The organism is Parasphingomonas zepuensis (assembly GCF_036663735.1).
Classification (GTDB): Bacteria; Pseudomonadota; Alphaproteobacteria; order Sphingomonadales; family Sphingomonadaceae; genus Sphingomonas.
Window position 1 is genome coordinate 1 of the sequence record NZ_JAXOJO010000062.1, and the last position, 1,142, is coordinate 1,142.

At 60.8% G+C, this 1,142-nt stretch carries 1 protein-coding gene; it reads left to right on the plus strand.

What is annotated here, in order from left to right; translation table 11 throughout:
* On the plus strand, window positions 1-551 hold a 551-nt coding region (locus U1769_RS25235), incomplete at its 5' end, for a site-specific integrase (protein ID WP_332720906.1).
* Between the last annotated feature and the right edge of the window lie 591 nt (window positions 552-1,142).

Consider the following 1,142-nt stretch of genomic DNA (forward strand, 5'->3'; position numbering starts at 1 on the left):
CGAAAGGTCCTCCAGTGAACGTCATGGACGGCACCGACATTCTCGTGATCTACGTCCACGGCAAAGGTAAGGAGCGCAATCTGATCGCGCCCAAGAGCGTCGGAGACTATCTGGATCGCGTCCACGCGCTATCCAAGGCGACCAAGCCCGACGATCATGTTTTCACCATCATCAACGGCAAACCCGCTGTATGGCTCTACCGCGATACCGTCGAGGAATTGCTGAAATATGCGAAGTTGCGCGACGGGCCGAGCGGTATTCCACGAACCACCTACTGCTTCCGTCACACCTATGCGACGTTCCGGCTTTCAGCGGGGGTCGATGTCTATATCCTCGCCCAACAGATGGGCACGTCCGTCAAAATGATCGAGCAGCATTACGGGCATGTAAACACGATCAAACATGCCGACCGCGTGCTTATGGGGATCGGCGGATGGGACGACATGCACGCTGAAATGAACGCCGAGATTGACGAACTGGAAGCGAAGGCGAAAGCCGTTCAATCGATCAAGGCGAAACAGACGGTGAAACCGCGCCGTTCCAAACGCTAGCTCCGCACCGCTGGTGCTCTTGGGAGCTATGCGTGTCTGCCGGGTTCCGTGACGCACCGCTGGTGCTTTTTGTTCATGGACCCGGCCAAGCAGGCATGGGAATTAGACGCGCCGAGCCTCAAGCGCCCCCGTGTCTGCGTCTAGCCGCTGCCCCAGTTCCTCAGCCGCTGGCGATCGAGAGGAATTGAGCAAGGCTCTTACTGGGAGTCTCCAGCAGGGCATGCTGCCCGTACCCGGTGCGGCGGCTGCCGCACCGGGCCGACGCTTAGCGTCGCATCGTGCTGTTCAGCTCGATTATCGCCGCGACCAGTTGGGCGATGGCGCTTACCAGCAGGGTGATTTCGGTGATCGTCATGGGTTCCTCCCTCTTTTCTGCCCCGCGCGGGATGCGCGAGGAACGAGGAAGAACCGGCCGACCGCACCAGCCCGGCATGCACAGGTCGCAGGATGCGCCGCGCCAGCGGGGCGGAGCTGCACGAAGGAAGTGAGCAACCTTGCTTACCGGGCGCGGTCGGCCAAACGTTCGAGAACGAGCGCCTCCTGCGCGGAGATAGGGACAAGCCCTGATAATCCCGGCCCGCAACCATTAGG